The following is a 407-nucleotide window of genomic DNA, read 5'->3' on the forward strand; positions in this document are numbered from 1 at the left end:
TACACTCCAGCTGCAAGCCAGAAGCCATATCTGCCAGACAACTGCCGCTATATCGGTATTGACCCAGGTGTTGATAATGCATTTGCCTGCGTCTCAAATACGGGTGACAAGGCCTTACTCATTAGTGGTCGTGCGATCAAATCCGTCAACCAATACTACAACAAGCGCATGGCGAAATTGAAGAGTCTTCAAGCTCAATACCATCAGCTCGAAAGCATTATCAGCACCAAGCAAGGCCCAAAGGCGGTATACGGCCAGACCAAATCCATGCAGCGCCTAACCGATTGGCGCAATGCCAAGATTCGTCAATTTGCCCACAAGGCATCCAAGCGCATAGTAGATTACGCGCTAAGCTGTGGAGCAAATACTATTGTGATTGGCAAGAACAAGACATGGAAACGGTCAGT

1 protein-coding gene is annotated in these 407 nt (G+C 48.4%); it reads left to right on the forward strand.

From position 1 onward, the window contains the following. Positions 1-407: transposase (locus lacNas_RS03845; RefSeq protein ID WP_201335873.1), on the forward strand; the 407-nt coding region annotated here is incomplete at both ends.

Origin of the sequence: Lactobacillus nasalidis (assembly GCF_016587775.1) — a bacterium.
In the GTDB taxonomy this organism is placed as follows: Bacteria; Bacillota; Bacilli; order Lactobacillales; family Lactobacillaceae; genus Lactobacillus; species Lactobacillus nasalidis.